The sequence below is a fragment of the Rodentibacter rarus genome, from assembly GCF_001998965.1.
Lineage (GTDB): Bacteria > Pseudomonadota > Gammaproteobacteria > Enterobacterales > Pasteurellaceae > Rodentibacter > Rodentibacter rarus.
On record NZ_MLHJ01000003.1, the window covers coordinates 1 to 25,666 of the forward strand.

Here is a 25,666-nt window from a genome sequence, read left to right on the forward strand (position 1 = left end):
TTATAAAAATCAAATTATTTCAATATGTTAAGATTCGGACACACGCAGTGTGTCCCTACAAGATAACAAAAAAGTAATGTTGTGCAACTGCTGCATAATACCGAACTTTTAATAAGATTTAGCCTTTTTCATTTCATCTTATACTATGCCGTACTAACCCTAGACCCACTTTGTCAAGTGCTACATAATACCGCCACTTTTCCCAAAAAAAGTGCGGTTAAAAAATTCATTGTTTTTATCAAGCAATTCATACTAACTCTTTAGGTGTATTTTTATTTTTTCCTTTGATCTAAAGCAACTTTTTCATCAATAGCCCTAGAAAATCACCACATTTTTGTTATTGTTATTCTTATATTGGAGTATCTTTATTGAATAATATCAATAAGTTATCGATAATAGTTTGCATTTAAATTACGTTATTCTTCCCTCACTTTGCTATGGAGTGTTTATCGTGAATACATTAAGAAAAAGTTTTATTTTAGCTGCCTCTCTCGCCGCCTTAGGTGCTTATAATTCGGCAATGGCTGATATGGTTTATAAACCGGTTGAGCAACCCGTTGAAGCCCCTAACCCAAATTTAAAAATTGAAGCGGTGAATGAAAAATTCGCAGAAAAATATCCAAAACAATTCCAATCTTGGAAAGCAACGGAAAAAGGCGACAAATTAATTTATGCCGATGAAGAAGATCCTCGTTTAATTGTTCTTTGGGGGGGATATGCCTTCTCCAAAGAATATAACGCACCACGTGGTCACGCTTATGCGATTAAAGATGTGCGTGATATTCTGCGTACCGGCGCACCAAAAACCGCCAATGACGGTCCTCAGCCGATGGCGTGTTGGACGTGTAAAGGTCCTGATGTTCCCCGCTTAATCGCTGAATGGGGTGAAGAAGGTTACTTCAATGCAAAATGGGCAAAAGGTGGGGCTGAAGTCGTCAACTCTATCGGTTGTGCAGATTGTCACGATACCACCTCTAAAGATTTCGCAGAAGGAAAACCGGCACTGCGTATTGCACGCCCACATGTTTTACGCGCCTTAGATCATCTCAACAATGCCTTACAAGCGAAAGCCAAGGCGGAAGGAAAAGAACAACCCAATCTGAGTTTTAACACGGCGGCACGCACAGAACAACGTGCGGAAATCTGTGCAAACTGTCACGTTGAATACTATTTTGCCGGTGATATCAAACAAGTGACCTTCCCTTGGAATAACGGTCAAACAGTTGATGACATTGAAAAATACTACGATGACATTGGTTTCAGCGATTGGACGCACTCCCTTTCTAAAGCACCGATGTTAAAAGCGCAACACCCGGACTTTGAAATTTGGTCTTTAGGGATGCACGGTAAAAACGGCGTAACCTGTGTAGACTGCCATATGCCGAAAGTACAGGATGCCGATGGCACAGTTTATACGGATCACCAAATCCAAAACCCATTTGATGCCTTTGATTCCACTTGTGCAAACTGCCATGATCAAAGTAAAGAAAAATTAAAAGAGATCGTCGCTTCCCGTAAAAAAGACGTGAAAGATGTGATGGGTCGTTTAGAAGATCAAGTAGTGAGAGCACACTTTGAAGCCAAAGCGGCTTGGGATGCCGGTGCAACTAAAGAAGAAATGGAAGCCGCATTAATGGATATCCGTCACGCACAATGGCGTTGGGATTACGCAGCGGCAAGCCACGGCGGTCATATGCATGCGCCTGATGTGATGCTTCGTGTGTTAGGCTCCGGTTTAGATAAAGCGGCAGATGCACGCACGAAACTCGCTGCAATCTTAACCAAACACGGCGTGAAAACACCGGTTGAAGTACCTGATATCTCTACGGCAGAAAAAGCCTGGAAAGTAATGGGTATTGATATTGAAAAAGAACGTCAAGCCAAAGAAGAGTTCTTAAAAACAGTTGTACCTCAATGGGAAAAAGAAGCGAAAGCCAACGGCAAATTAGCTGAAGACAGCGCAACAAAACAATAAGAAACCTTACCGCACTTTTCGGGTAAAAGTGCGGTTGTTTTCCATCATAAATTTGAGGTTCCAAAATGAATTTAACGTCTTTTCTTCGCAATGTGGCAAAAGCGGCTGCATTTCTTCTCTTTGCGGCAGCAACGCCAATGATTGCTCATGCACAAGCGGATTCAGCACTCAGTTATGAGCCGCAATTAGACAATCAACGTGATCCAAACCAATATTGTGCAAAATGCCATAAATTTGACAAAGTAGATAAAAACCAAACCTTAGATCAATCCGGGGGGGAATTACACTTTGGAAAATTCCATGGTACACACTTAAACCAAAAAAATCCGAACAACGGCAAACCAATCACCTGTGTAAGCTGTCACGGTAATATTACTGAAAACCACCGTCGTGGGGCGAAAGATGTCATGCGTTTTGAGGGGGATATTTTTGGTGAGAAAAAACCAATGTATTCCGTACAAGAACAAAACCAAGTCTGTTTTGCTTGTCACCAACCGGACAAACTGCGTGAAAAATTATGGGCGCACGATGTCCATGCGATGAAATTGCCTTGTGCAAGCTGTCACACCCTGCATCCAAAAGAAGACGCAATGAAAGGTATTCAGCCAAAACAGCGTGTTAAACTTTGTGTAGACTGTCATGGTGAACAACAAAAACGCCAATCTGAAAAAGAAAAATTGTCAGAACAAGAAAAATCAACCGAACAAAAGGATAAACAATGACAACTTGCTCACGCCGAAACTTTGTTTCCGGCATGGGGGCGGTGATCCTTATGACGGGAACCTCTTTAACTTCTTTAGCAAAAGAAGACAAGGCGGATAAAACCAAACGTTATGCGATGATACATGATGAAACGGCTTGCATTGGCTGTACTGCCTGTATGGATGCCTGTCGTGATGTCAATCAAGTACCGCAAGGTGTATCTCGTTTAGAGATTTTGCGTAGCGAACCTTATGGCGAATTTCCAAATCAGGAATATGAGTTTTTCCGTCAATCTTGCCAACATTGTAGCAACGCTCCTTGCGTGGCGGTTTGTCCAACCGGGGCTTCATTTATTGACCGTGAAACAGGCATTGTTGATGTACATAAAGATTTATGTGTCGGCTGCCAATATTGTATTGCGGTCTGTCCGTATCGTGTGCGTTTTATTCACCCTGTGCATAAAACTGCCGATAAGTGTAATTTCTGTCGGGATACCAATTTAGCCAACGGTAAACAACCGGCTTGTGTGGAAGCTTGTCCGACCAAAGCTCTCACCTTTGGCGATATGAACGATCCGAGTAGTGAAGTGGCGCGTAAAGTCAAAGAAAAACCGGTTTATCGCACCAAAGTGGAATTAGGTACACAACCCAATCTTTACCATATTCCGTTCCAACATGGGGAGCCTAGAAGATGACGTTAGATTATCCAGTTCCGTTCCACACCCCTAATTTAGTGTGGGATTCAACCATTGCGATCTATTTGTTTTTACTTGGGATCTCATCCGGTGCGGTACAACTCGCCATTGCATTCAAACGCAGTCATAAATTAGAAAATCCAAGCCAAAACTGGATTATTCGAGCCGGGGTTATTTTAGGCTCGGTACCCACATTAATCGGTTTAACCCTATTAATTTTCCACTTGGCACGCCCTTGGACATTCTGGAAATTGATGTTCAATTATCAATTTAATTCTGTGATGTCTATGGGGGTCATGCTGTTCCAAGTGTATATGTTGTTTTTGGTCTTATGGGCGGTGGTGATCTTCAAAAATGAGATAGAAGCACTCATTCAGCGTTTTATGCCAAAACTCCGCTTTGTGATGAAATTCATTGGTTTTGCCGAACGTTTAATGAGCCCGGTAGAGGTAATTTTATTCGTATTAGCGGCGGTTTTAGGGGCCTATACCGGTTTCCTACTTTCTGCGTTAATCAGCTATCCAATGTTAAACAATCCGGTATTGCCGGCATTATTCTTAGCATCAGGTACCTCATCCGGTATTGCGGCGACTTTCTTAATCATTCTTATCGCAGGCAAATTGAAAGGGGATTCTCACGAATCTCACTTCATCCACAAATTTGAAGTGCCGATTATGGTAACCGAACTTGGCTTATTAGTGTGCTTCTTTGTAGGACTATATTTTGGTGGTGGGCAAAAAACCTTGGCGTTATACAATGCCCTTTCGGGATTCTGGGGCGCCGTATTCTGGATTGGCGTCTTCTTTATCGGCATTTTGATCCCATTAATGGCAAATATGTTTGCCTCTGAGCGATTCAAATATAACCGCACCTTTATTATTTGGGTGTCGATTTTCGACCTGATCGGGGTACTCTGTTTGCGCTACTTTATTTTGTATGCGGGACAATTAACCGTGGCATAAGCAAAGGTTGTTTTATAAAGAAAGGCGTATTACTATGCGCCTTTCTTTTTTGAAATCATACATTAATCACTAAAAAATTTATTATGCTTCCAGAACTTGGCTTCCTCTCTCTTTTAATTGCTACCCTCAGTGCATTATTTCTTGCATTGTTGCCACAGGTGGGGCTCTTTAAAAAAAATCCTACCTTAATCAATTCGGCTTGGTGGTTAAGCTATGTTTTCACTATTGCCACCACAATCTCTCTTGCCATTCTCGCTTATTCTTTTGCCATTGATGATTTCACCCTAGAATACGTTGCAGCCCATTCCAATTCCCAACTGCCTACATTTTTCAAAGTTGCCGCAACTTGGGGAGGACATGAAGGATCAATGTTATTCTGGTTGTTTTCATTGAGTTTATGGTTGACTTCTTTTGCTTTTTTTAACCGAAAAAATGACCGCACTTTTTCCGCTCAAAGCCTCGCTTTACTAGGGTTAATTTGCTTTGGTTTTGCGTTATTTATTTTGTTTTATTCCAATCCCTTTGGACGAATTTTCCCCGCACCGATAGAGGGGCGGGATCTCAACCCGATGTTGCAAGATATCGGGCTAATTTTCCACCCGCCATTACTTTACATTGGCTATGTAGGCTTTGCGGTGAATTTTGCCATGAGCCTAAGTGCCCTCATTTATCATCAACCCGTGCAACAAATCGCCAATAAAATGCGAGGTTGGGTCTTAGTATCATGGTTATTTTTAACCCTTGGCATCGTACTGGGTGCATGGTGGGCCTATTATGAACTGGGCTGGGGCGGCTGGTGGTTCTGGGATCCGGTAGAAAACGCCTCGCTTATGCCATGGTTGCTCGGGCTTGCTTTACTACATAGTTTAGTCATCGCTGAAAAACAAGGAGCATTCCCTTATTGGACAAGCTTATTTTCTCTCCTCACCTTTGCTTTCAGCGTCCTTGGCACCTTTATTGTTCGATCAGGCGCACTCACCTCCGTCCACGCCTTTGCTGTTGATAACAGCCGTGGCTATGCGTTACTGCTCATTTTCTTTTTACTCACCTTATTGGCTTTTGGATTATTCGCACTACGTTCAAATCATACACAAGAAAGTGCGGTCAAATTTCAGCTTATTTCAAAAGCCGGTGGGATGTTATTACTCAATATTTTATTAACCATTGCTACGGTTTCCACCTTTTTAGGCACTTTCTACCCCATGTTATTTCAAGCGATGAATTGGGGATCTATTTCAGTAGGCAGCCCTTATTTCAATAGCATTTTCTTACCTATTTTAACGATTATGCTCGTGGCAATGGTGGTTTCTCTGTCATTACGTTGGGCAAAATTTGACAAGGGCTTTTTTCTACGCCATTTATTATTGATTGTTCCTGCCGGAGGCATTGGTTTATTGATGATTTGGCAACAAATTCATCATAACGAAGCACTTCGTTTCCAAGGGTTTGCTTTCCTTTTATTAACCCTTGCCATCTGGCTTTTCTTGGCGACCTTATGGCAAAATTGGCGAAAAATCCACCTCTCACAATTGGGGATGATTTTTGCCCATTGCGGTGTGGCTATTGCCACCATGGGGGCGGTGATGAGTAGCTATTTTGGCAGTGAAATCGGCGTTCGCCTTGCACCACAACAAAGCCAAAAACTCGGTCAATACGAATTTTATTACCGCCAATTTTCGAATGAAATCGGCCCTAATTTCACCACCGAAGTGGCATTTTTTGACGTAACAGAAAAAGGGAAACCTTACGCTACCATCATCCCGGAACGCCGTTATTATGATGTTCGCACAATGACGATGAGTGAAGTCGGTTTAAGTGGCGGCTTCTTTGGCGATCTCTATATCGTCATGGGCGATCCTCTAGGGAAAGGGGAATTTACCTTCCGTCTGCATTACAAACCGCTTATTCGTTGGCTTTGGGCAGGCGGAGTTTTAATGGCATTAGGGGCACTTTGTAGCACATTGGGCGTACGCCGAAAACAGGAAAGATCATGAAGAAAAAACTCCTCTTTTTTACCCCGCTATTCATGCTTTTAGGGGTATGTATCTTATTAATTGCCGGGCTAAACCAAGATCCGAAAAAGCTTGCCTCTGCACTCATTGATAAACCCGTGCCGGAGTTTTATCAAGCAAACTTATTAGAGCTGAATCAAACCCTCAGCCTAAAAGATTTCCCTAAAACCCCCTTTTTATTAAATGTATGGGGCAGTTGGTGTGGTTATTGCAAAGAAGAACATCCGTTATTAATGGAGATCGCCAAAACACTCCCTATCATCGGCATTGATTATCGGGATAATCCACAAAAGGGACGTGAAATGCTCAAAAGAATGGGTAATCCTTTCCTTTTGACGATTGATGACAGCCAAGGGGAACTTGCCATGAAACTCGGTGTAGATGGCGCGCCGGAAACCTATTTAGTGGACGCTAACGGTATTATTCGTTATCGTCATTCCGGATTACTTGATCGAGAAACCTGGAAAAATGTCCTTCTTCCCAAAATTCAAGAATTAATGAAAAAATGAAAATCTTTTTAACCGCACTTTTATTCTGCTTTAGCTTGTTTGCCCAAGCCGAAATGGTGGATACTTATCAATTTAAAAATTCGGCAGACCGCACCCGTGCAGTAGAGCTGGCGAAATCGCTACGTTGCCCTCAATGTCAAAATCAAAACTTGCTGGAATCCAATTCCCCTATCGCCTACGATTTGCGTATTGAAGTGTACAATATGGTGAATGAAGGCAAAACCAATCAGCAAATTATTGATACGATGACGGCTCGTTTCGGCGATTTTGTCAATTATAAGCCCCCTTTTCAATGGAATACGGCATTATTATGGTTATTACCCATTGGATTATTCCTGCTCGCAACAGGGTTGATTTGGTCTTCTCAGCAAAAAACAGCGCAGCTTAAAGAGCCTTCCTCCTCTGCTACATTAAATTCGACATTAAAAGCGGTTGAACAAAACGAACCCACTACGCTCGCCACCCAAAAGCCTAGTGGAAAAATCACCCTCAGTATTTTGGCGTTACTCGTTGCCCTTCCCCTTGGCTATTATTTATCCCTTGATCGTTTTTCACGCCTACAAGAGGGCGAGCAAGCGATGATTGCTCAACATAACAAGCAAATTGAAATGGCCGATTTTCACAAAAAAGAAAATGTGATCAGCAAAATTCAAGATAAATTGCGGGCTGATCCGAATAATACCGAGGATTGGATTCAACTGGGTGAGGCTTATGTGCAAAATAATGAATTTGATTATGCCCTCATCGCCTATGCCAATGCGGAAAAATTAGCAGGTCGTCAACCCAATATTTTAGGTTTAAAAGCGACCGCACTCTATTATCAAGCAGGGCAACAGCTGACACCTGAAGCGCAACAACTTCTAAGCCAAGCCCTCACTCAAAACCCTAAAGAAATTGCCAGTCTTTCTTTGCTCGCCACCCTTTCCCTTGAAACACGCAACTATGCGCAAGCAAAAGATTATTTACAGCAATTGTTAGATACCGGCAATGCCGCCGTAGATCGCCGAATGGTGATTCAACGAATGAAAATGTTAGAATTTTTAGACCGAGGGCAAGCCCAGTGAAACATTATTCCGAAACCTTGATTATCGGTGCCGGGGCTGCCGGTTTATTTTGTGCCGCACAATTAGGCAAACTGGGAAAAGAGGTTACTATTTTAGATAAAGGTAAAAAAATCGGACGAAAAATCTTAATGTCCGGCGGTGGTTTTTGTAATTTTACCAACCTTGATGTGACCCCCTCCCACTATCTCTCGCAAAACCCACATTTTGTCAAATCCGCCCTCGCCCGTTATACCAATTGGGATTTCATTTCGCTCGTGGCAGAATACGGCATTGCCTATCACGAAAAAGAACTCGGACAACTTTTTTGTGATGAAGGGGCAGATCAAATTGTTGGGATGTTGGCGACAGAATGTGAAAAACACCACGTCAATCTTCATCTACGCAGTGAAATATCGCAGGTTGAACGGGTTGAGCATGATGAAAAGGAGCGATTTAAGGTCACCGCCAATGCAAGACAATGGCACTGCAAAAACTTAGTCATTGCCACCGGGGGGCTTTCTATGCCGGGGCTTGGTGTAACGCCTTTCGGTTATCAAATCGCTGAACAATTTAATATTCCGGTAGTGCCGCCTCGGGCTAGCCTTGTGCCTTTTACTTATCGAGAAACCGATAAATTTTTGACCGCACTTTCAGGAATTAGCCTACCGGTTACGATCACCGCAAATTGCGGAAAATCTTTTCATAATCAGTTGCTTTTTACTCATCGGGGAATTTCAGGCCCTGCTGTATTGCAAATTTCGAATTATTGGCAGCCTAATGAAAGCGTGGAAATTGATTTACTGCCGACACACAATATTGAAGACGAAATCCAATACATCAAACAGCGCTCCCCAAAACTGATGTTAAAAACCCTACTGGCACGTTTACTTCCCAAAAAATTAGTGGAACATTGGCTCGAACAAGGTTTTATTCAAGATGAAGTGATTGCTAACCTCAGTAAAGTGCGGTTAAAAAATTTAGAGAATTTAATCCACCACTGGCAATTTACCCCCAATGGAACGGAAGGTTATCGCACCGCAGAAGTCACCCTAGGCGGTGTCGATACCCGCTATATTTCTTCCAAAACCATGGAAAGCCAACAAGTACAAGGCTTATATTTTATTGGAGAAGTATTAGACGTAACCGGCTGGCTTGGTGGTTATAATTTCCAATGGGCATGGAGTTCGGCTTATGCTTGTGCGGTAGGAATAAGGGGAAAAAAGCTAGGAATAGGAGAAAAAATATAGGGACACCAGCAGTGTGTCCCTATAAAACCTGTTCAAAATAAACCGCTCTTTTATTCGTCCATATAGCCTAAACTGCGTAATGCACGTTCATCATCAGCCCAGCCGGATTTCACTTTCACCCATAGTTCAAGATGCACTTTGTTATCAAATAAGCGTTCCATATCTGCACGGGCTTCCATACCAATGGTTTTGATTTTTTGCCCTTGTGCGCCAATCACCATTTTCTTTTGACCTTCACGTTCCACCAAAATCAATCCATTAATTTCATAAGTGCCACGTTCATTGACTTTAAATTGTTCAATTTCAACGGTAACCGAATAAGGCAGTTCCTCACCGGTAAAACGCATCAATTTCTCACGGATAATCTCCGATGCCATAAAACGTTGTGAGCGATCTGTTACATAGTCTTCAGGGAAATGATGCACACCTTCGCGTAACGCTGTGCGTACAATGTTTTCCAATTGGTGAACATTATTTCCCCGTTGGGCGGAAATTGGCACAATATGGGCGAAATCAAACTTTCCGCTTAATTCGGTGATAAAAGGCAATAAATCATCTTTATTTTTGATGTTGTCCACTTTGTTAATTGCCAATACCACCGGGGCTTTCGCACTGCGAAGTTTGTTTAACACCATTTCATCATCGGCATTCCAATGGGTTCCGTCCACCACAAAAATGATGAGATCCACATCGCCAATGGCACTGCTTGCCGCTCGGTTCATTAAACGGTTAATGGCACGTTTTTCTTCAATGTGCAAGCCCGGGGTATCCACATAAATTTCTTGGTAAGCCCCTTCGGTTTTGATCCCCACAATGCGGTGGCGGGTGGTTTGCGCTTTGCGTGATGTAATTGAGATTTTTTGCCCTAAAATTTTATTCAAGAGCGTGGATTTCCCAACATTCGGGCGGCCAACAATGGCAATAAAACCGCAATAGGTTTTGTCAAATTGTGCTGTCATTTGATATCCAATTCTTTTAATACTTGTTCTGCTGCCGCCTGTTCTGCTTTACGGCGACTTGAGCCTTTCGCCACAAAAGTGCGGTCAATTTTATCGATATTTTTCACTTTACATTCCACAGTGAAAGTCTGGCAATGAGGTTCCCCTTGAATGTTAATCACCTCATAACTTGGTAATGCCAGCCCTTTACTTTGTAAATACTCCTGCAGGCGGGTTTTGGCATCTTTTTGATTATCACCGGGTTTGATTTCGGCTAACAACCTTTGATACCAAGTTCGAACCACTTGGGTGGTGAGAATAATCCCTTGATCCAACGACATCGCCCCAATAATCGCTTCCACACCGTCTGCAAGAATCGATTCACGGCGAAAACCACCGCTTTTCAACTCACCGGAACCAAGAGAAAGATATTCGCCCAGTTCAAACTGACGGGCTAACATCGCGAGCGTTTTTTCTCTTACCAAGGTTGCCCGCATACGGCTTAGTTCCCCCTCATTACAATGAGGGAATTGATGATACAACGCCTCCGCAATAGTGAAATTGAGGATAGCATCGCCAAGAAACTCTAGGCGTTCATTATGTTTTGTGGCGGCACTACGATGGGTGAGCGCCAATTTTAAAAGCGAAATATCCTTAAATTGATACCCGATTTTTTGCTCTAATCTCGCTAAATGATTCATCTTATTTAATTGCCGTAAAAAAACGTTCGAAACGTAAGCCTGTCGGCCATTCATTCGGTTCTTTTTCTAAGCTCATCCAAATATAAGTGGCTTTCCCCACGATATTTTTTTCCGGTACAAATCCCCAAAAACGGCTGTCATCACTGTGATCACGGTTATCCCCCATAACAAAATATTGCCCTTCCGGCACCACCCATTCCGCCGTTGGGTTGCCTTCTTGTGGGAAAAATTCCGGACCGGAATAACGACGATAAGGGCTGATTAACACGTTATGTACCACATCGCCTTGCTCGGACAATTCCAATTCATTTGGAAATGCCGGATTGGTAGAGTTTTGGTGATATTCAAAGGTTTTGCTTTCACAGTTTATTTCACAAGGTTTCCCTTCTTTACCGTACACAATTTTCAAGGTTTTTTGATCCATATCGAAAATCACACGATCACCACCTTGCCCGACAATTCGTTTAATGTAATCCACCGCAGACATATTCTCTTTTGAACTTAAGGCTAAATTTTCCGCATAAGCGGCTCGGGTTGCGCCAAGTCCTGTACGAAGTAAAGCTTGCTCCGGTGCTTTAAAAACGATGACATCACCACGTTGCGGTTTTTCCCCTTCAATGATCGTATTTTGGAAAATCGGATCTTTAACCCCATAGGCATATTTATTGACAACGAGAAAATCCCCGACACGCAATGTGGATTCCATTGAACCGGAAGGAATTTGGAAAGGTTCAAACAAAAAAGAACGCACCAAGAAAACCACAGCTAACACTGGGAATAAAGAAGATAAAAATTCCGAACCTTCCGAAATGGGTTCGATTTTTGCTTTTTCTTCATCGCTGAGCGTTTGACCGGAACGTTGCTCCATTCGGGCGATTTGACGCTGACGCTTAGGGGCGACAACAAAACGGTGATAACACCATAACACACCCGAAAGTGCGGTCAAAATCAGCAATAAAATGCTAAATGTATTAGGCAATTGGAAATAATCCAACGCTTTCCAAATGCCAAATCCTACCGCTAAAAAAATCACAAAAAATAAATTAGACATATCGCTCCTTATTTATCCTTACCTACATGTAAAATGGCAAGAAACGCTTCTTGAGGCACTTCTACATTCCCTAAAGATTTCATTCGTTTCTTACCTTCTTTTTGTTTCTGTAAAAGTTTTTTCTTACGGCTCACATCACCACCGTAACATTTTGCCAACACGTTTTTACGCAATTGTTTCACTGTTGAACGGGCAATGATATGGTTACCAATTGCCGCTTGAATCGCAATATCAAACTGCTGACGAGGAATCAATTCACGCATTTTTTCCACTAATTCACGTCCACGATATTGTGCGTTATCTTTGTGTACAATTAATGCTAAAGCATCCACACGCTCGCCGTTAATCATAATATCCACACGCACCATATCCGCCGCTTGGAAACGTTTGAAGCCGTAATCTAAGGAAGCATAACCCCGTGAGGTAGATTTTAAGCGGTCGAAGAAATCTAACACCACTTCCCCCATTGGAATTTCGTAGGTCAGCGCAATTTGGTTGCCGTGATACACCATATTGGTCTGTACCCCACGTTTTTCCACACAGAGCGTAATCACATTTCCGAGGTATTCTTGTGGCACGAGCATATTACATTCTGCAATGGGTTCACGAATTTCAGAAATATTATTCAGTGGCGGCAACTTAGAGGGGCTATCCACATAAACCACTTCGCCATTTGTCATCTCCACTTCATAAATTACCGTTGGTGCGGTGGTGATCAGATCTAAATCGTATTCCCGCTCTAAACGTTCTTGGATGATCTCCATATGAAGTAGCCCCAAGAAACCACAACGGAAACCAAAACCCAGTGCGGTGGAATTTTCCGGTTCATAAAATAGCGAGGCATCATTGAGGCTTAATTTACCCAGCGCATCACGAAACGCTTCATAATCATCCGAACTCACCGGGAACAACCCGGCATAGACTTGCGGTTTCACTTTCTTAAAGCCCGGTAAAACCTCACTTGCCGGATGATGTTGATCGGTTAAGGTATCGCCTACCGGGGCGCCTAAAATATCTTTAATGGCACAAACCACCCAACCGACTTCACCACAATTTAATACTTGGGTATCAACTTGTTTTGGCGTAAAGATACCCAGGCGATCCACGTTATAAGCCTGTCCTGTGGACATCACTTTAATTTTATCGCCTTTACGAAGCGTGCCATTTTTAATCCGCACCAAAGAGACCACGCCCAAATAATTATCGAACCAAGAATCAATAATGAGGGCCTGCAATGGCGCCTCAGGATCGCCTTCAGGGGCAGGAATTTTTGCCACAATTTCTTCTAATACATCTTCAATGCCTTGTCCGGTTTTTGCTGAGCAGCGCACCGCTTCCATGGCATCGATGCCTACAATATCTTCAATTTCTTCCGCTACACGTTCAGGATCTGCTGCCGGCAGGTCGATTTTGTTTAAAATCGGCACCACTTCGAGATCCATTTCAATGGCGGTGTAACAGTTGGCAAGGGTTTGCGCTTCTACCCCTTGACCGGCATCCACCACCAACAATGCCCCTTCACAAGCAGCCAAAGAACGCGACACTTCATAGGAAAAATCCACATGTCCCGGTGTATCAATAAAGTTTAATTGATAGGTTTCGCCATTTTTAGCTTTGTAATTTAAAGTTACGCTTTGCGCTTTAATAGTAATGCCACGCTCACGTTCAAGATCCATCGAGTCCAAGACTTGTGCTTCCATTTCACGATCTGAAAGCCCGCCACAGGTTTGAATTAAACGGTCGGAAAGGGTGGATTTACCATGGTCGATATGAGCAATAATAGAAAAGTTACGAATATTCTTCATAAAAATGTTGGTTTTCTCAAAAAATCATTAAATTTAACTGGCGGATTTTACCCGAAAAGCATAAAAATCGCTAGGAAAGAAAGGAAAGTGCGGTGGATTTTTTCTAAATTTTAGAAAAACAAAACCCCGATAAAATCGGGGTTTCTTGTATTCAATGTGGGATTATAAACTTTCAGTGAAAGTACGGGTAATCACGTCACGTTGTTGTTCCGGCGTTAATGAGTTAAAACGCACCGCATAACCGGAAACACGGATAGTTAATTGTGGATATTTATCCGGGTTGTTTACCGCATCTTCTAAAGTTTCACGACGTAACACGTTCACGTTTAAGTGCTGACCGCCTTCCACTTTTACGGTTGGCGCTACATTTACCGGTAATTCACGATATTCGATTTGACCAAGTTCGCTCACCGCAACCACTTGATCTTCCTCGAAACCACCTTTTGCACATAAGCAGCGTGCTTCGTTGGTGTCGCTGTCTAATAACCAGAATGAGTTAAGTAAATTGTCATTCGCTGCTTGAGTAATTTGAATACCTTTAATCATAATCGCCTCCTAATTGGCATGTGTATAATCACAAAAACTGTGCAAATTTTATCAAAAATTTTGAAGACTTCAAATTCTTTTGATAAAGAACAAGTTATTTTTTTATAAACACTTTTATTAATTTGATATAAATCAATATATTTAGAATAAAACCTTAAACCATCTTGTTTTTATTAACATTATTTTTACATTTAACCTTAACCTACCGAGATGATCCCATTTCGTTTATAATATTGTTCATTCATTTTACTAGGATTTTATTATGCAAACTTGGACCGATGTGATCGGCAAAGAAAAAGAACAACCCTATTTTCAGAATGCGTTAAAACAGGTTCACCTTGCAAGACAAGCGGGAAAAACCATTTATCCGCCGCAAAACGAGGTGTTTAATGCTTTCAAATATACGGCATTTGAAGAGGTCAAAGTGGTCATTTTAGGGCAAGATCCTTACCACGGACCAAACCAAGCCCACGGTCTTGCCTTTTCCGTCAAACCCGAAGTCGCCATTCCCCCTTCCTTGTTGAATATCTATAAAGAACTCAGTCAAGATATTCCCGATTTTCAAATACCACATCATGGCTATTTAGTGAAATGGGCGGAGCAAGGCGTATTATTGCTTAACACGGTGCTGACCGTGGAACGGGGGCTTGCCCATTCACATGCCAACTTAGGTTGGGAAACCTTTACTGATAGGGTTATCGCCGCACTCAATGAGCAGCGTGAACATCTCGTTTTTTTACTTTGGGGAAGTCATGCGCAGAAAAAAGGCAGTATGATTGATAGAACCCGCCACTGTGTCTTAACCGCCCCTCACCCCTCCCCACTTTCCGCCCACCGAGGTTTTTTTGGGTGCAAGCATTTCTCTAAAACCAATGAATATTTAAGGGGAAAAGGTATAGCAGAGATTGATTGGCAGCTTTAAGCTTTAAAGTGCGGTCAATTTTTCACGTGTTTTTTAAATACCTTGTGTCAAACGCTCAAACTCCGCAATACTCATTGGGGTTTGGCTTTTGATTAACAGGATATGATTGACCCGCCTTACCAACTGCAATGTATAATCCGAAAAACGCAAAGTGGTATCCGTCCAATCTAAATAACTGTATTGGGTTTCCAGTAAATTTTTACGGTCGGAAAATTGAGGGATAAGATAAAAATAATGATGTAAAGCTTGATGGTAATCAGAGAAAGACACTTCTTCGATGTAGAATATTTTTCCTTCCCTTTCAATATGTTGTGAACGTACGAGCTTACCACGTTGTAATAATCGTGCGGGCTGCTTACCAATAAGATAAAAAATAGTAGTGGCAATAATGAGTGTGATGAGTATCCACATATCCGACTTGTCAAAAAGGTTGTCTGAAAACCATTTTCAGACAACCAAATTTAATTAACGTACTAGGTTAAAACTACCTTCCAAATTCAAAAAGTCGTGATTTGGTAAAGTAATATTGGTAAAGACTTTATTTTGGTTAAAATCTTCAACGTGAACAACGGTTGAACCGTCTGGTTCTTTCCAGTAAACCATAAACACGCCACTTGCCACTTCTTTTGCCGTATATTCTACGGTCACCACCGGCTCAGCAACCGGTGCGGCATTACCAATACTGGTAAATTCCATCGTTTTTCCATCCGCTTTAAAATCAAGATGATAAGCGAGATCACCAAAACGGGCTTCATAAATGTGACCGATAGCCGGATAGTTTGATTGTGCCATAGTTTTTCTCCTTAATTTATTTGACCAGAAACATTGCATGCCCATTGGCTGATTGTGCTGCCGGCACTTCTTCTTGCATCACATCCCAATGTTCAACCACTTTGCCGTTTTCCAAACGGAAAATATCCACGGCTAACATGGTTTTACCCGCCCAACCGGTATAGCGACCATGCACCATCACATAATCCCCGTCTTCCATAATGATGCCTTGTTCATAGCTCATCGCTTGTGCATCAGGCGATTGGATAAAACCGCGTAAAACATCCAAACCATTAGGCATAGAGGGATTATGTTGAATCATATCCCCCGCCCAAAAGGTTTCGGCTTTTGCCACATCCTTTTGGTTGAATACCACATCCAAGTAATCACTAATGATTTTTGCATTAGACATAAAATTTCCTCTTAGATTAAATAAATGTAAAACACCTTACCATCAGACTAAACCGAACCCAAATCCCACCCAACCAAGGCAAGGCAAGGCAAGGCAAGGCAAGGCAAGGCAAGGCAAGGCAAGGCAAGGCAAGGCAAGGCAAGATGATAGTATAATGATAATGGTCTGTAAACCATTTACGATAGGGTATATGCCATTAATTTAATCCGCTATTCCCGACTAAAACCGAAGTCATACTCACCGAACCACCTACCAATACATCATTGAAAATCACCACATCATCAATATCTTCACGTAATGCCATCACATAAAGCAAAGGCAAATAATGTTCGGGTGTTGGAACGGATAAGCTCGCCGGCTCGCCAAACTGCTCGAAATTTACCAAAGCATCAAGGTTATTTTCCACCACCGCTTGGTTAATTTGATCACGGAATGTTAATGCCCAATCATACGCAGCCCCTATCGTATTAATGTGTTCGTGACTCATTACGGAAAGGTTATGCACAATATCGCCACTGCCTAAAATAAGCACGCCTTCCTCACGCAAAGGTGCAAGTTTTTTTGCCAAATCAAAATGCCATTGTGCTGATTTGCTACGATCTAAACTTAACTGCACCACCGGCACATCCGCTTGCGGATAAAGGTGCATTAATACCGCCCAAGCGCCGTGATCAAAACCACGTGTCGGATTGATATGCAATTCTTCGTTTTGCAATAATGTTTGCACTCTCGCCACTAATTCCGCACTGCCCGGAGCCGGGTAATTAATTTGGCTCAAGGCATCGGGAAAACCATAAAAAATCGTAAATCATCGGTGGATTAGCACTCCCCGTCACTTGCAATCGATCACTAAACCAATGTGCCGAAATGCACAAAATGGCTTTTGGTTTCTCAAAGGAAGCCGCCACTTGTGCGAAATTTTGGTTAAAAGGATTATTCGATTCAATCGCATTCATTGGGTTGCCATGCCCAACAAATAATGCTGGCATTTTATTGCTCATGTGTCCTCCTAAAGTCGGAATGTTCAAATAAATCCATTATGGACGTAATCAAATTGGGAATAAAGCGAGAAATTGGAAGAAGTGTTTTTACTTTTGGTTAATAATGATACTATCGTCTCCTTAGTATTTTTCTCACCAAAAGCAATATTTTGACGAAATTCTTTTATGTGGCTATGCAAAAAATTTGAAGAATTAAGCACTTATGAACTATTTTTAATTTATAAAGTGCGTACGGAAATTTTCGTTGTTGAACAACAATGTGCCTATCCCGAAGTCGATGATAAGGATCTCATTTCACTTCATTTGTTTTATTTGGAAAACGATCAGATTTTGGCTTATGCACGGATTATTCCTGAAAAAAATACCGTGCATTTTGGACGAGTTCTGGTAGTGCAATCCGCCCGCCAAGAGGGTTGGGGACGTAAATTAGTTGAACAAATTTTAAATACGATTAAGGTTTATTTCCCTGATAAAAAGGTTCATATTCAAGCCCAAGAATATTTACAAAATTTTTATCAATCCTTCGGATTTAAAGCGATTTCAGCAGTCTATTTGGAAGATGGGATACCGCATTTGGATATGGAATTAGTGAAACAGGCTTAAAATATTGCCCGGCAAATAAGCCTTGTGTGTTTTGATATTAAACTATATTTCTTGTTTTTCGAATTTTTCCGCTTTCTTCTCCGCCCGTCTTTTACGAAAAAAAGCACTTAATTTTTCACCGCACTCTTGCGCCAGTACACCGCTGGTGATTTCTACACTGTGGTTCATTTGATAATCATCAAAAAAGTGAAAACGGGAGCCCACCGCACCGGTTTTATAATCTAGAGCACCAAACACCAAACGTTGAATTCGGCTGTGTAAAATCGCCCCGGCACACATAGTGCAGGGTTCGAGCGTCACATATAGGGTGGTATTCAGCAGACGATAGTTTTTTATCTTTTTTGCCGCATGGCGTAATGCGACAATCTCCGCATGGGCAGTCGGGTCGTTTTCAATAATGGAGAGATTCCAACCTTCCCCGAGGATATTCCCTTCGCTGTCCACCAGCACCGCCCCCACGGGAATTTCACCTAAGGCTTCGGCTTTATCCGCCAAGCTCAGGGCATGGCGCATAAATTTCTCATCCAAATCCGAGCGCACTTTTTTACCTTATACAGAGAAAGGATATTTAATCGCTTCGTGGGATTGATAGCCAATCACTTTGAAATCATCCATGGTGACCCAAGTTTCTAAATCTTCGAGAGTTTTAATATCAGGATTAATCTCCAATTTTGGCAGAGGGAAAGGCTCACGTTTTAATTGCACATCACGCATGAGCGCCAGTTGATCTTCATAAATATGCGCATTAATAATTTTGTGAAACGCTTTGCCCGCTTTCTTTCCGGTGATTTGTGCCATTAAGGCTAAGAAGGTAAACACTTGAATTTGGTTAAAATTCAACCCGAGTGGAACATCACAAGAACGTTGGTAACTGGTGAGGTGCAAGGTATCGCCCACAAGCGAGAAGGTGTGCGTGTGCATACAAGGACGCAAACAACCTAAATCAATTTCCCCCGGGTTAAAAAATGTCATGATCTCGCCCCGATCATCAATTCCTCGAGTGAGATTGTTCACAATTTTGCGAAGTTGATCTACTGTTTCACCGTTTGGTTTACGCCAGGCTCTCCCCTGAACACCATAAACCCGCCCCATATCATCTGTGCCTTTACGATGAGGATTAGCAAGCCACGCTGCATTTTCATTGGCATTGGCATCCCAGGTTTTGGTACCGAGTCGACGAAAATCCGCCGCATTATCATAACCACGAAGATAACCTAAAAACTCCGCAATGGCAGCTTTCCAATAGCTTTTTCTGGTGGTAATGAGGGGAAATTGGTTATTCGCCACATCATATTCCAAATCCGCATTAATCACCGTTAAACACCGTTTGCCCGTGCGTTCGTTGGCGATCCATTCGCCTTCATCAATAATACGCTGACAGAGTTCAAGATATTGTTTCATAAAAACGCCTTAATTTTTTACCGCACTTTTGCGTGTATAAGCCCAGCCCATAATCAATGCGCCACCGATAATCATCGGTAAACACAAGGCTTGACCTCGGGTCATTATGCCAAGGAAAGATTCTACTTCCGGCTCTCGTACATACTCCACGATAAAGCGGAACACGCCATAGCCTATCAAAAATAAACCGGCAACCGATCCCATCGGACGTGGCTTTTTGATAAAGAGATTGAGCATAGCAAAAAGCACAAAACCTTCTAAAAAGGCTTCATAAAGTTGCGAGGGGTGGCGGGGTAATAAAAGGGGATCATTAGGGAAAATCATCGCCCAAGGTACATCGGTTTCACGTCCCCAAAGTTCAAGATTAATAAAGTTACCAATACGTCCTAATCCTAAACCAAAGGGGATTAAAGGGGCAATAAAATCGGCCGTTTGCCAAAAATGACGTTTTTGCGAATAAGAGGTCCAAATCATGGCGACAATCACACCGATTAATCCACCATGGAAAGACATTCCCCCTTCCCAAACACGGAACAGATAAAGCGGATCTTGTAAGAAATGATCAAGATTATAGAAGAACACATCACCGATACGTCCCCCTAAAAACACACCCATAAAACCATTGAAAAGTAGGCTATCTACCTGTTCAACGCTCCACCCGCTATTCGGACGATTTGCCCGGCGAACCCCTAGCCAGCGGGCAAAAAGAAAACCTAATAGATACATCAAGCCATACCAACGCAGACCGATGTTGCTATCACCAAAAGTAAAAATGCTGGGATCAAAATAGGGAAGGTGTAAATATTGATTCATAATTTTCCTTATTTAAGAAACATATTAACGGCAATCACAATGAGCAATAATGCAAAACCTTTCTTCAACGTAGGAACCGGTAATTTTGCAGTGGCATTTGCGCCTAATTTGGAGGTAAAAAATGAGGTGGCGGTAATGCTAAAAACTGCCGGTAAGTAAACATAGCCGAGGGAATAATCCGGTATAGCCGTATTTCCCCAACCACTCACCATAAAACTCAACATACCGGATGTACCAAGCAACATACCGCAAAAGGCAGAAGAACCGATGGCTTTTTTGATATCAATACCCCGTGAATTTAAAAAAGGCACCACAAAACCGCCTCCCCCAATTCCGGCAATGCTCGATGCCATACCAATTAAAATCCCCCCCATCACAGACGATTTTGTGGTAAGCCCTTTTGTCGATTCAACAGGCTGAGGTTTAATTGAAAACACCATTTTTACCGCTAAATACACCACAAGGCAGGCAAATAATTTTGAGGTAATATCCCGATCTAATTTGCCGATAAACAAACCGGAAATAAAGACGGTTATCATCATCACAGGGGCTAAGATTTTCACGGCATCCCACACAATATTGCCTAATTGGTGATGGCGTTGTGCCGAAGAAAAGCCTGTGATCACAATCGTGGCGAAAGATGTCCCCAATGCGGTTGACATAAGCAAAGGTTCCGGCACACCAACCATCGGTAATAAATAAACCAATGCCGGCACGACAATTAAACCGCCCCCAATGCCAAATAACCCGGCAAGGAATCCGACAACACAGCCAACTAACAAACTAATTGCAATAAAAGTCAGCATACCTATCCCCTTTTATGAAACGGACGTTTTGAATGTTTTGAATAATTCGGTTTATGAGAAGAAGTGAATTTTAAATCTCGCTCTTGAAAATATTCGGACGAGTTATCTTTATCGAAAGAAAATAAAAAAGCCGCAAATTCTTTCATCACTCGGCGATATACATCTCTCTTGAACGATACCACCTGACGCACCGGATACCAAAAGCTCACCCAACGCCAACCATCAAATTCCGGCGATTTTGTTGCTTTCACATTGATCTTTTTTTCATCCGAAACCAGTTGTAATAAAAACCAACGCTGTTTTTGCCCTATACACATGGGTTTAGTGTCATAACGTAATAAACGTTTTGGCAATTTATAACGCAACCAATGTTTTGATACATACAAAATGCGCACATCTTTTGGCTGCAACCCCACTTCTTCATACAACTCACGGAACATCGCTTGCTCGGCACTTTCATTATCATTAATGCCGCCTTGCGGGAATTGCCAAGAATTTTGTCCGCAACGTTTTGCCCAAAGTACCTGATTTTTATAATTACAAATCACAATTCCCACATTTGGGCGGTAGCCATCAAAATCGACCACTCTCGCTCTACCTTAAATTTTTATACAAAAATAGTCTGCGGATTGTTTCACAAATTGGCGTTTTTATCAACCAAAGGCACACGTTGCGATAGCGTGCAAGAAAAGGGTTGTGGATAAAACTGTGGCTAACGCTGTCATCATCCTCGCTAAAATTGTGTAGAAATATTTTAGGATCCTTTTTATTCCTCATTTCGCTCAATATTGATTATTTTTCGCCCTCCACGATCCTTATCCAAAAGAAACCGCACTTTATTTCAACAAAGTGCGGTTGAAAAATCCTCATCATTAAAAGAGAGCCATAGAAAATGCCAAGCATTGATCCCTCTTGTGAGTTATTCAATGTTTCTGTGGATAAAATTGTGGTTGGAAAAACCAATAATACTGGATAACTTTATCGACCAGGATAATTCTCATTTTATAAACTAATTAAACTCTTATATTTCAATAAGTTAAATAAAAATCGAGCCAATCATCAAAATGTGTATAACATCGTAAAATGAAGTGTCTATTTTTTAAACTAAGACTGAATGTCCTTTAAATAACGCCCCCAATCAAAATATTGACCAGGATCGATCTTCCGCCCCGGTGAAATATCCGTATGTCCAACAATACGCTCCGGTGTAATCTTCGGATAGACTGCCATAATGCATTTCGTCAGCCGTTGCAAAGATTGGTATTGTGCCTCGGTAAAAGGTTGTTCATTACTTCCTTCAAGTTCAATGCCAATGGAAAAATCATTACATTTTTCACGCCCTTCAAAGCTGGAAACGCCCGCATGCCATGCCCGCTCATTAAAATTCACATATTGTGTAATTACGCCCTGACGGTCGATCAAACAATGGGCGGAAACCCGCATTTGATGAATTTTCTCAAAATAGGGGTGAAGCTTGGGATCTAACTTACCTTGAAAAAAATCATCAATATAGCCTCCGCCAAACTGTTCCGGGGGGAGGCTAATATAATGAATCACCAACAAAGAAATATCGCCCGAATCTAAACGTTCATCAAAATGAGGTGAAGGAATTTGGCGACAATTTGTCAGCCAACCCTGTTCAATACATTTCTGTTTTTTCATGATTTTCTCCTATTTTTACGATCAGGATCGCAGAAAAAGTGCGGTCAATTTTACAAAGTTTTTTTCCTTCTAGACAATGCCCTCGCCAATATTGGCTTAACCCACATTTTAAAGGAAAATCAATGAAACTTATTTCCCAATCTAAACTGAAAAAAGGATTTACACTCATCGAATTAATGATTGTGATTGCTATCATTGCCATTCTTGCGACCATCGCAATTCCATCTTACCAAAATTATACGAAAAAGGCGGCAATGTCCGAATTGCTACAAGCCTCTGCGCCTTTTAAGTCTGATGTAGAACTTTGTGTTTATGGCACGGGTGCGACCACCAATTGTAGCGGAGGCTCAAACGGCATTGCCGCCAATGTCACCACGGCAAAAGGCTATATTAAGAGCATCAGTATAAATGGAGGTGAAATCACTGTGGTGGGTAATGGCACATTGGATGGAATAGGTTATACCCTCACGGCAAACGGTGATAAATCGAAAGGTGTCACTTGGTCAACCGCTTGTACCGGCGATTCATCCCTATTTCCTGCCGGATTTTGCACGAAATGACAGATTACGCCTTACACCACACCTACCGGGCTACCGCACAAAATGGTGAGGTTTTTATTATCCCACCAGATCTATGGGAACGTAATCAACAGCAACAATCTCTTTTTTTACGCTATTTTGCGCTACCACTAAAGGAAGAAGACAATCAATTATGGCTTGGTGTTGATTCACTTTCCAATCTTTCCGCTTGTGAAACCATTGCTTTTATTAGTGGGAAATTGGTCGAGCCGATTTTGCTTGATAGCATACACCTTAAAGATCTTTTGCAAAAACTTGCGCCGCAAACAATGCAAGTGGAAGAACAAGTGAGTTTCTATCATCACCAAGAGCAAGAAAATCACGAAAAAAATAATGATGAACCTATTATCCAACTATTAAATCGCATCTTTGAATTAGCGTTGCAAAAAAATGCCTCCGATATTCACTTGGAAACATTACAAAACCATTTCCAAGTGCGATTTAGAATTGATGGTGTGTTACAGCCTCAAGCTCCGATTAGTAAAAATTTAGCGAATCGGATTATTTCTCGTCTAAAACTCTTGGCGAAGCTTGATATCAGCGAAACCCGATTGCCACAAGATGGGCGCTTTCAATTTAAAACCACCTTTTCCGATATTCTTGATTTTCGCCTTTCCACCCTGCCGACACATTGGGGCGAAAAGGTGGTGCTTCGAGCCCAACAAAATAAACCGGTGGAATTGAGTTTTGCCGAACTGGGGATGACAGAATCACAACAACTGGCTTTTCAACAAGCGCTCAGCCAACCACAAGGATTGATTTTGGTAACCGGTCCAACAGGAAGCGGAAAAAGTATTTCCCTTTACACCGCACTTCAATGGCTCAACACACCGGATAAACACATTATGACCGCCGAAGATCCCATTGAAATTGAATTAGAGGGCATTATCCAAAGTCAAATTAATCCTCAAATCGGATTGGATTTCAGTCGTTTACTACGTTCATTTTTACGGCAAGATCCCGATATTATTATGCTGGGTGAAATTCGAGATGAAGAAAGTGCTGCAATGGCACTACGTGCGGCTCAAACAGGGCATTTGGTACTTTCTACGCTACACACCAATGATGCTCACTCTGCCATTTCACGTTTGCAGCAACTTGGCATTCAACCTCATGAAATCGAAAACAGTTTATTATTGGTGATCGCCCAACGACTTGTGCGAAAACGCTGTCAAAAGTGCGGTCAATTTTCTACAGATTCTTGTGATTGCCATCAAGGTTACCGTGGAAGAATCGGTGTTTATCAATTTTTACATCACCAACAAAATGGCTATCAAACAGACTTTGATCATCTCCATCAAAGCGGGCTTGAAAAAGTAAAACAAGGGATTACCGATAAAGAAGAAATCTATCGTGTTTTAGGCAGGGAATAATATGGCAAAAAAACTCTTTTATTTTCAAGGACAAAATGCCTTAAAACAAATGCAAAAAGGCTCAATTATTGCCGATTCCGATCAACAAGCCCAATTTCAATTAATGAATCGAGGGCTGACCAACATCAAGCTACAACAAAATTGGCAACTTAATAGTAAACCGAAAAATGCCGAAATCAGTGCCTTATTGAACCAACTTGCCACTCTGTTGCAATCTGCTATTCCACTCAAAAACAGCTTGCAAATTTTACAACAAAACTGTACTCAGCTTGCCCTAAATACTTGGTTAGAAAAGCTTTTACAGGCTATAGAATCCGGGCTATCCTTTTCTCAATCTATTGAACAACAAGGTAAATATCTCACTCAACAGGAAATTCAATTGATTCAGGTAGGGGAAATGACAGGAAAACTGGCGATTGTCTGTGGAAAAATTGCGATACATCGCCAAGCCTCCCTCACCTTACAACGCAAATTACAAAAAATTATGCTCTATCCAGCTATGGTATTGGGGATTTCTTTATTGCTTACCCTCGCTCTTTTGCTTTTTATCGTGCCACAATTTGCTGAAATGTACCAAGGTAATAATAGCGAGCTCCCCACGTTAACCGCTGTGTTGCTCGCCACATCAAATTTTCTCAAAGAAGATATTCACCTCCTAATATTAGCATCCGTTATCTTCACCCTGCTTTATCAAGTCAAATTGAAACACGCCCCTTGGTTTCAACAGCAAAAAGCGCGCTTCATTTCTGCAATGCCTGTTTTTGGGCGCATTCAACAACTTTCCCGTTTAGTGAATTTTACGCAAAGTTTATACATAATGTTGCAAGCCGGCATACCACTTAATCAAGCATTGAACAGCTTTCTGCCACGTACACAAACTTGGCAAACCCAACAAATCATTACAACGGATCGCATTCTCGACATAGAAGTGCGATCAATTTTACAATGGGTTTCACAAGGCTATCGCTTTTCAGACAGCGTCAGTAGTCACCTTTTCCCAATGGAAGCCCAGCAAATGCTCCAAATCGGTGAACAAAGTGGCAAACTTGTCTTAATGCTGCAACACATTTCCGAAAACTATCAAGAAAAACTCAATCACAAAATTGATCTCCTTTCCCAAATTGTCAATGATCTTCCAA

The 25,666-nt window shown here is 41.8% G+C and carries 30 protein-coding genes; 13 read left to right on the plus strand and 17 right to left on the minus strand.

Annotated features, from left to right (window positions below):
* Positions 1 to 451: 451 nt before the first annotated feature.
* From nrfA to BKK50_RS00435, 8 genes are all read left to right on the plus strand, one after another.
* The gene (gene nrfA / locus BKK50_RS00400) at positions 452 to 1,975 is read left to right on the plus strand and encodes an ammonia-forming nitrite reductase cytochrome c552 subunit (RefSeq protein WP_208606186.1); all 1,524 of its coding nucleotides are present in this window, start codon (positions 452 to 454) and stop codon (positions 1,973 to 1,975) included.
* 65 nt (positions 1,976 to 2,040) lie between these two features.
* Entirely contained in the window at positions 2,041 to 2,697 is a 657-nt protein-coding gene (gene nrfB, locus BKK50_RS00405) for a cytochrome c nitrite reductase pentaheme subunit (protein WP_077414227.1), read from the plus strand.
* Complete coding sequence (gene nrfC, locus BKK50_RS00410; RefSeq protein WP_077414229.1) at positions 2,694 to 3,371, plus strand: cytochrome c nitrite reductase Fe-S protein; 678 nt, start codon at positions 2,694 to 2,696, stop codon at positions 3,369 to 3,371. The genes nrfB and nrfC overlap by 4 nt, the downstream gene beginning before the upstream one ends.
* A complete protein-coding gene (gene nrfD, locus BKK50_RS00415; protein ID WP_077414232.1) occupies positions 3,368 to 4,333 on the plus strand; it encodes a cytochrome c nitrite reductase subunit NrfD in 966 nt (321 codons plus the stop codon). Before nrfC ends, nrfD begins: the two co-directional genes overlap by 4 nt.
* Positions 4,334 to 4,416: 83 nt before the next feature.
* Positions 4,417 to 6,327, plus strand: a complete 1,911-nt coding sequence (gene nrfE / locus BKK50_RS00420) for a heme lyase NrfEFG subunit NrfE (RefSeq protein WP_077414235.1) — start codon at positions 4,417 to 4,419, stop codon at positions 6,325 to 6,327.
* The gene (locus BKK50_RS00425) at positions 6,324 to 6,854 is read left to right on the plus strand and encodes a DsbE family thiol:disulfide interchange protein (RefSeq protein WP_077414238.1); all 531 of its coding nucleotides are present in this window, start codon (positions 6,324 to 6,326) and stop codon (positions 6,852 to 6,854) included. Before nrfE ends, BKK50_RS00425 begins: the two co-directional genes overlap by 4 nt.
* On the plus strand, positions 6,851 to 7,918 hold the full coding sequence (gene nrfF / locus BKK50_RS00430; RefSeq protein WP_077414241.1) for a heme lyase NrfEFG subunit NrfF: 1,068 nt from the start codon (positions 6,851 to 6,853) through the stop codon (positions 7,916 to 7,918). The genes BKK50_RS00425 and nrfF overlap by 4 nt, the downstream gene beginning before the upstream one ends.
* Positions 7,915 to 9,144, plus strand: a complete 1,230-nt coding sequence (locus BKK50_RS00435; protein WP_077414244.1) for a BaiN/RdsA family NAD(P)/FAD-dependent oxidoreductase — start codon at positions 7,915 to 7,917, stop codon at positions 9,142 to 9,144. The genes nrfF and BKK50_RS00435 overlap by 4 nt, the downstream gene beginning before the upstream one ends.
* Positions 9,145 to 9,194: 50 nt before the next feature.
* Here the strand turns inward: BKK50_RS00435 and era are convergent, their stop codons facing one another.
* The 5 genes from era to grcA all read right to left on the minus strand — a co-directional run bounded on the left by era (position 9,195) and on the right by grcA (position 14,185).
* Entirely contained in the window at positions 9,195 to 10,103 is a 909-nt protein-coding gene (gene era / locus BKK50_RS00440; protein WP_077414247.1) for a GTPase Era, read from the minus strand.
* Positions 10,100 to 10,783 carry a ribonuclease III gene (gene rnc, locus BKK50_RS00445; RefSeq protein ID WP_077414249.1) on the minus strand — a complete coding sequence of 228 codons (684 nt, stop codon included), beginning with the start codon at positions 10,781 to 10,783 and terminating at the stop codon, positions 10,100 to 10,102. Before rnc ends, era begins: the two co-directional genes overlap by 4 nt.
* Before the next feature lies 1 nt (position 10,784).
* Positions 10,785 to 11,834 carry a signal peptidase I gene (gene lepB, locus BKK50_RS00450; RefSeq protein ID WP_077414252.1) on the minus strand — a complete coding sequence of 350 codons (1,050 nt, stop codon included), beginning with the start codon at positions 11,832 to 11,834 and terminating at the stop codon, positions 10,785 to 10,787.
* Positions 11,835 to 11,842: 8 nt separating this feature from the next.
* Positions 11,843 to 13,639, minus strand: coding sequence for a translation elongation factor 4 (lepA, locus tag BKK50_RS00455; RefSeq protein WP_077414255.1), 1,797 nt, complete (start codon positions 13,637 to 13,639; stop codon positions 11,843 to 11,845).
* 162 nt (positions 13,640 to 13,801) lie between these two features.
* On the minus strand, positions 13,802 to 14,185 hold the full coding sequence (gene grcA / locus BKK50_RS00460; RefSeq protein WP_018357171.1) for an autonomous glycyl radical cofactor GrcA: 384 nt from the start codon (positions 14,183 to 14,185) through the stop codon (positions 13,802 to 13,804).
* Between the two features lie 262 nt (positions 14,186 to 14,447).
* Here grcA and ung point away from each other — a divergent pair, with 262 nt between their 5' ends.
* A complete protein-coding gene (gene ung / locus BKK50_RS00465) occupies positions 14,448 to 15,107 on the plus strand; it encodes a uracil-DNA glycosylase (protein ID WP_077414258.1) in 660 nt (219 codons plus the stop codon).
* A 33-nt stretch (positions 15,108 to 15,140) separates the two neighbouring features.
* Here the strand turns inward: ung and BKK50_RS00470 are convergent, their stop codons facing one another.
* Genes BKK50_RS00470 through BKK50_RS13270 form a run of 6 tightly spaced genes read right to left on the minus strand, consistent with a single transcriptional unit; the run spans position 15,141 to position 17,291 of the window.
* Complete coding sequence (locus tag BKK50_RS00470; RefSeq protein WP_077414261.1) at positions 15,141 to 15,518, minus strand: hypothetical protein; 378 nt, start codon at positions 15,516 to 15,518, stop codon at positions 15,141 to 15,143.
* 54 nt (positions 15,519 to 15,572) lie between these two features.
* Entirely contained in the window at positions 15,573 to 15,899 is a 327-nt protein-coding gene (locus BKK50_RS00475) for a MoaF-related domain-containing protein (RefSeq protein ID WP_077414263.1), read from the minus strand.
* A gap of 16 nt (positions 15,900 to 15,915) precedes the next feature.
* On the minus strand, positions 15,916 to 16,290 hold the full coding sequence (locus BKK50_RS00480) for a nuclear transport factor 2 family protein (protein WP_077414266.1): 375 nt from the start codon (positions 16,288 to 16,290) through the stop codon (positions 15,916 to 15,918).
* 47 nt (positions 16,291 to 16,337) lie between these two features.
* The gene (locus tag BKK50_RS13015) at positions 16,338 to 16,466 is read right to left on the minus strand and encodes a hypothetical protein (RefSeq protein ID WP_279625564.1); all 129 of its coding nucleotides are present in this window, start codon (positions 16,464 to 16,466) and stop codon (positions 16,338 to 16,340) included.
* Positions 16,467 to 16,486: 20 nt separating this feature from the next.
* Positions 16,487 to 17,068: a dioxygenase family protein gene (locus tag BKK50_RS00485; protein WP_482822350.1), complete on the minus strand. Its 582-nt coding sequence runs from the start codon at positions 17,066 to 17,068 to the stop codon at positions 16,487 to 16,489.
* On the minus strand, positions 17,055 to 17,291 hold the full coding sequence (locus BKK50_RS13270) for a dioxygenase family protein (protein ID WP_482822351.1): 237 nt from the start codon (positions 17,289 to 17,291) through the stop codon (positions 17,055 to 17,057). The genes BKK50_RS00485 and BKK50_RS13270 overlap by 14 nt, the downstream gene beginning before the upstream one ends.
* A 165-nt stretch (positions 17,292 to 17,456) precedes the next feature.
* Here BKK50_RS13270 and BKK50_RS00490 point away from each other — a divergent pair, with 165 nt between their 5' ends.
* Entirely contained in the window at positions 17,457 to 17,894 is a 438-nt protein-coding gene (locus BKK50_RS00490; RefSeq protein ID WP_077414269.1) for a GNAT family N-acetyltransferase, read from the plus strand.
* A gap of 42 nt (positions 17,895 to 17,936) precedes the next feature.
* On the opposite strand, the gene tadA is transcribed toward BKK50_RS00490, so the two are convergent.
* From tadA to ampD, 6 genes are all read right to left on the minus strand, one after another.
* A complete protein-coding gene (tadA, locus tag BKK50_RS00495) occupies positions 17,937 to 18,434 on the minus strand; it encodes a tRNA adenosine(34) deaminase TadA (protein ID WP_279625565.1) in 498 nt (165 codons plus the stop codon).
* Positions 18,435 to 18,443: 9 nt separating this feature from the next.
* Positions 18,444 to 19,295 carry a thymidylate synthase gene (locus BKK50_RS00500; protein WP_077414271.1) on the minus strand — a complete coding sequence of 284 codons (852 nt, stop codon included), beginning with the start codon at positions 19,293 to 19,295 and terminating at the stop codon, positions 18,444 to 18,446.
* A 9-nt stretch (positions 19,296 to 19,304) separates the two neighbouring features.
* Complete coding sequence (gene lgt / locus BKK50_RS00505; protein WP_370597103.1) at positions 19,305 to 20,108, minus strand: prolipoprotein diacylglyceryl transferase; 804 nt, start codon at positions 20,106 to 20,108, stop codon at positions 19,305 to 19,307.
* Positions 20,109 to 20,116: 8 nt separating this feature from the next.
* Complete coding sequence (locus tag BKK50_RS00510) at positions 20,117 to 20,914, minus strand: sulfite exporter TauE/SafE family protein (RefSeq protein WP_077414277.1); 798 nt, start codon at positions 20,912 to 20,914, stop codon at positions 20,117 to 20,119.
* A gap of 2 nt (positions 20,915 to 20,916) precedes the next feature.
* A complete protein-coding gene (gene rppH / locus BKK50_RS00515) occupies positions 20,917 to 21,501 on the minus strand; it encodes an RNA pyrophosphohydrolase (RefSeq protein WP_077414279.1) in 585 nt (194 codons plus the stop codon).
* Positions 21,502 to 22,018: 517 nt separating this feature from the next.
* Positions 22,019 to 22,576, minus strand: coding sequence for a 1,6-anhydro-N-acetylmuramyl-L-alanine amidase AmpD (ampD, locus tag BKK50_RS00520; protein ID WP_077414282.1), 558 nt, complete (start codon positions 22,574 to 22,576; stop codon positions 22,019 to 22,021).
* A gap of 122 nt (positions 22,577 to 22,698) precedes the next feature.
* On the opposite strand from ampD, the gene BKK50_RS00525 reads away from it, so the two are divergent.
* From BKK50_RS00525 to BKK50_RS00535, 3 genes are all read left to right on the plus strand, one after another.
* Positions 22,699 to 23,136 carry a prepilin-type N-terminal cleavage/methylation domain-containing protein gene (locus BKK50_RS00525; protein ID WP_077414285.1) on the plus strand — a complete coding sequence of 146 codons (438 nt, stop codon included), beginning with the start codon at positions 22,699 to 22,701 and terminating at the stop codon, positions 23,134 to 23,136.
* On the plus strand, positions 23,133 to 24,527 hold the full coding sequence (locus tag BKK50_RS00530; protein ID WP_077414288.1) for a GspE/PulE family protein: 1,395 nt from the start codon (positions 23,133 to 23,135) through the stop codon (positions 24,525 to 24,527). Before BKK50_RS00525 ends, BKK50_RS00530 begins: the two co-directional genes overlap by 4 nt.
* A gap of 1 nt (position 24,528) precedes the next feature.
* A partial coding sequence (locus BKK50_RS00535; RefSeq protein WP_077414291.1) for a type II secretion system F family protein occupies positions 24,529 to 25,666 on the plus strand: 1,138 nt, incomplete at its 3' end.

Excerpts from the sequence above, each read along its gene's own strand:
- nrfB (WP_077414227.1), top strand. The coding sequence starts at position 2,041 with ATGAATTTAACGTCTTTTCTTCGCAATGTGGCAAAAGCGGCTGCATTT.
- nrfC (WP_077414229.1), top strand. The coding sequence starts at position 2,694 with ATGACAACTTGCTCACGCCGAAACTTTGTTTCCGGCATGGGGGCGGTG.
- nrfD (WP_077414232.1), top strand. The coding sequence starts at position 3,368 with ATGACGTTAGATTATCCAGTTCCGTTCCACACCCCTAATTTAGTGTGG.
- nrfE (WP_077414235.1), top strand. The coding sequence starts at position 4,417 with ATGCTTCCAGAACTTGGCTTCCTCTCTCTTTTAATTGCTACCCTCAGT.
- BKK50_RS00425 (WP_077414238.1), top strand. The coding sequence starts at position 6,324 with ATGAAGAAAAAACTCCTCTTTTTTACCCCGCTATTCATGCTTTTAGGG.
- nrfF (WP_077414241.1), top strand. The coding sequence starts at position 6,851 with ATGAAAATCTTTTTAACCGCACTTTTATTCTGCTTTAGCTTGTTTGCC.
- era (WP_077414247.1), bottom strand. The coding sequence starts at position 10,103 with ATGACAGCACAATTTGACAAAACCTATTGCGGTTTTATTGCCATTGTT.
- rnc (WP_077414249.1), bottom strand. The coding sequence starts at position 10,783 with ATGAATCATTTAGCGAGATTAGAGCAAAAAATCGGGTATCAATTTAAG.
- lepB (WP_077414252.1), bottom strand. The coding sequence starts at position 11,834 with ATGTCTAATTTATTTTTTGTGATTTTTTTAGCGGTAGGATTTGGCATT.
- lepA (WP_077414255.1), bottom strand. The coding sequence starts at position 13,639 with ATGAAGAATATTCGTAACTTTTCTATTATTGCTCATATCGACCATGGT.
- grcA (WP_018357171.1), bottom strand. The coding sequence starts at position 14,185 with ATGATTAAAGGTATTCAAATTACTCAAGCAGCGAATGACAATTTACTT.
- ung (WP_077414258.1), top strand. The coding sequence starts at position 14,448 with ATGCAAACTTGGACCGATGTGATCGGCAAAGAAAAAGAACAACCCTAT.
- BKK50_RS00470 (WP_077414261.1), bottom strand. The coding sequence starts at position 15,518 with ATGTGGATACTCATCACACTCATTATTGCCACTACTATTTTTTATCTT.
- BKK50_RS00475 (WP_077414263.1), bottom strand. The coding sequence starts at position 15,899 with ATGGCACAATCAAACTATCCGGCTATCGGTCACATTTATGAAGCCCGT.
- BKK50_RS00480 (WP_077414266.1), bottom strand. The coding sequence starts at position 16,290 with ATGTCTAATGCAAAAATCATTAGTGATTACTTGGATGTGGTATTCAAC.
- BKK50_RS13015 (WP_279625564.1), bottom strand. The coding sequence starts at position 16,466 with ATGGTTTACAGACCATTATCATTATACTATCATCTTGCCTTGCCTTGC.
- BKK50_RS13270 (WP_482822351.1), bottom strand. The coding sequence starts at position 17,291 with ATGAGCAATAAAATGCCAGCATTATTTGTTGGGCATGGCAACCCAATG.
- BKK50_RS00490 (WP_077414269.1), top strand. The coding sequence starts at position 17,457 with ATGTGGCTATGCAAAAAATTTGAAGAATTAAGCACTTATGAACTATTT.
- BKK50_RS00500 (WP_077414271.1), bottom strand. The coding sequence starts at position 19,295 with ATGAAACAATATCTTGAACTCTGTCAGCGTATTATTGATGAAGGCGAA.
- lgt (WP_370597103.1), bottom strand. The coding sequence starts at position 20,108 with ATGAATCAATATTTACACCTTCCCTATTTTGATCCCAGCATTTTTACT.
- BKK50_RS00510 (WP_077414277.1), bottom strand. The coding sequence starts at position 20,914 with ATGCTGACTTTTATTGCAATTAGTTTGTTAGTTGGCTGTGTTGTCGGA.
- ampD (WP_077414282.1), bottom strand. The coding sequence starts at position 22,576 with ATGAAAAAACAGAAATGTATTGAACAGGGTTGGCTGACAAATTGTCGC.
- BKK50_RS00525 (WP_077414285.1), top strand. The coding sequence starts at position 22,699 with ATGAAACTTATTTCCCAATCTAAACTGAAAAAAGGATTTACACTCATC.
- BKK50_RS00530 (WP_077414288.1), top strand. The coding sequence starts at position 23,133 with ATGACAGATTACGCCTTACACCACACCTACCGGGCTACCGCACAAAAT.